This is a genomic window from Komagataeibacter kakiaceti JCM 25156 (genome assembly GCF_000613305.1).
On sequence record NZ_BAIO01000315.1, the window covers coordinates 1 to 2,770 of the forward strand.

At 65.2% G+C, this 2,770-nt stretch carries 2 protein-coding genes; both read right to left on the bottom strand.

What is annotated here, in order from left to right; all coding sequences use genetic code 11:
- Window positions 1-1,251: threonine synthase (thrC, locus tag JCM25156_RS12945; protein WP_025813404.1), on the bottom strand; the 1,251-nt coding region annotated here is incomplete at its 3' end.
- A gap of 77 nt (window positions 1,252-1,328) precedes the next feature.
- Window positions 1,329-2,480 (bottom strand): L-dopachrome tautomerase-related protein, encoded by a 1,152-nt coding sequence (locus JCM25156_RS12950; RefSeq protein WP_025813406.1) that lies wholly within the window; start codon window positions 2,478-2,480, stop codon window positions 1,329-1,331.
- Between the last annotated feature and the right edge of the window lie 290 nt (window positions 2,481-2,770).

The following is a 2,770-nucleotide window of genomic DNA, read 5'->3' on the forward strand; positions in this document are numbered from 1 at the left end:
GTCGGGGAACTTGGCGGGGTGCGCCGTGGCCATGGCCACCATGGGAATCCCCGCCTCGCGGAAGGTGCGGCCCGCCGCGATGCCAATGGCGGTATGCGGATCGGCCAGATAGTGGGCGCGGCTGTTCAGCGTGCGGATTTCCGCCAGCGTGGCCGCGTCATCCAGCGATACGCCATGGAACAGCGCATTGGCGCGATCCCATACCGGGGTCGCGACCTTCATGACCCCGGTCTTGCGGAATTCGGTCATGATGCGCGCGCAGGCGGCTGCATCGCGGTCCAGCAGTTCGAACAGCAGGCGCTCGAAATTGGACGAAACCTGAATATCCATGGACGGTGACAGGCTGGGCACCACGCCGTGGATGCTCATGTCGTTTTCATTGAGGAAGCGGCTGAGGATGTCGTTGCGGTTCGAGCCCACGCACAGCGCGCGGATGGGCAGGCCCATGCGGCGGGCGACCCATGCGGCCAGCACGTTGCCGAAATTGCCGGTCGGCACGGCGAACGAAACCTCCCGGTCCGGCGCGCCGAGGGCGAGGGCCGCGTAGACATAATAGGGCACCTGGGCCGCGATCCGCGCCCAGTTGATGGAATTGACCGCCGAGAGGTGCATATCCGTGCGGAAGGGCAGGTCCGCGAACATGGCCTTGACCAGATCCTGACAGTCATCGAACGTGCCCTTGACCGCAAGGTTGGTCACGTTGGGTTCCAGCACCGTGGTCATCTGCCGGCGCTGTACCTCTGATGTGCGGCCTTCGGGGTGCAGGATGACCACGCGCAGCCGCTCGCGGCCACGGCAGGCCTCGATGGCGGCGGAGCCGGTATCGCCCGATGTCGCGCCCACGATGGTTACGCTTTCATCGCGTTCGCTCAGCACATGATCGAACAGGCGGCCGAGCAACTGCATGGCCATGTCCTTGAACGCCAGCGTCGGGCCATGGAACAGTTCCTGCACGAACAAACCGTCATCCACCTGTGTCAGCGGCACGATGGCCGGGTGGTCGAATCGGGCATAGGCTTCGGTGCACAGCCGTTTCAGCACATCGTGGGAGATGGCGCCTTCGGCGAATGGCGCGATGACACGGGCCGCCAGTTCCGGATAGGGCAGGCCGCGCAGCGCGCGCCATTGCGATGCCGAAAGCTCGGGCCAGCTTTCGGGCAGGTACAGGCCACCGTCCTCTGCCAGCCCCGCCAGCAGAACGGACGAAAAATCGCGGACGGGGGCTTCCCCCCGGGTAGAAATATAGCGCATTGCGCCATCATAATGCCAACTCACCGCCACGCGAAGGGGGCGTATGCGCCCACCTTCGCAATTCCGCGCGTGGTGTGTCAGAATTTGGGCGGGGGCAGGCTGCCGATATTGATGCGGTAGATATGGACCGGCCACTGCACGGCGTTGTGGCCGCCATTGAATGGCGCGGTGCGATCAAGCTGGGCGGCAGGGATATAAAGCTGCCCGTCCCGCGTGGCGAAGGAACCGCCGGGCCAGTGCAGGCGGCTGTCGGTGACGATTTTCTGGTACACGCGGTCCGGCATCAGGCGGAAGATGCTGCTGGTGGACACATCATTGAAATACAGCGTGCCATCCGGCCCCAGCGTGATGCCGCCCAGCGCGGGGGTCTTGTACCACAGGGTCGGCCCTTCCTCCAGCTCGATGGGGGTGACGGCGGGATCGACCAGCAGGTCGGTATCGAGCTTGTAGACCGGACCGCACAGCGGCTCGAAATACAGCCATTGCCCGTCGGGGCTGATTTCCATCTGGCTTATGTTGATGATGGCGGTATGCCCCGCCGGGTTGGTCATGACCCTGCCATCCACGGTAATGGGCTGGCCCGCCGTCAGCGCGGGCGTGTGTTCCATGAGCCGCCGCTGCCGGTTGTTGTCCAGCCGGATCACGATCATGGCCGGAATGCCGGAATCCCCGATAAAGGCATGGCCACGCGCCACGCGCATGGTGGCGGGGCGACTGTCCGCGCGCAGCACGGCGGGGTCGATGGCCCATGTCCGCACGACCTGACCCGTATGGGTGTCGATCCTGACAACCTTGGGGCCGTTCGCGACGGGTTTGCGCGCCGGGTCGGGCTGCCCGCTATCGAGCACCCACAGCGTGCCATCGGGCTGGAGCTGGAGATCGGCGGGGGCCACGAGCCGCTTTTCCGCTGGCGTGGCGGGATCGTTCCATGTGCCGTCGGGGTAGGGCCGGGGCGTGCCGCTGGCGTCCAGTACCGCCAGACCCGGCCCCGTATTGCCCGCCCAGGCGGGAAGTTCGACCAGCAGCCGTCCATCGGGCAGCACGGCCACCCGGTCCCATACGCTGGTGGTCGAGGAGACGACATCCTCCACCACCGCGGGCGGATTGAGCGGCGGGGCCGGTTTGGCGGCATGGGCGCTCTGTACGGCGCCAAGCAGGAGGGCGGCGCAGGCGGGCAGGAGCCCCGCGTGGCGCAGGCGGCGGATGGCAGGTAGGGAGTTCGCGTGCATCGCGCGGTATCTCGTCACGAACCGGGGGAATTGGCAAGGGGATCGTGCAGCATACCGCCGATGCGGCCGCGCGGAGGGAGCGCCCGCCACCAGATGGGTCTGATTGAAAAAGCCGACCTTTTGAGACGATCCATAAAGCGTAAGGAAGCTTTTTTCAAGCGGCTTCCAAAATATTTTGTTTTTTATCAATAGGTTATGTTCGGACGATTTCTAAAAGATCAGAACCCTTCATCCCTATCCGCAGTAACGCTGGCGCAGGTGGCGCAGATACGGCCCCGTGCCCGGCGCGG

What these genes read in the sequence shown, in the direction of transcription:
- JCM25156_RS12950 (WP_025813406.1), bottom strand. Translation starts at nt 2,480, where the DNA reads ATGCACGCGAACTCCCTACCTGCCATCCGCCGCCTGCGCCACGCGGGG.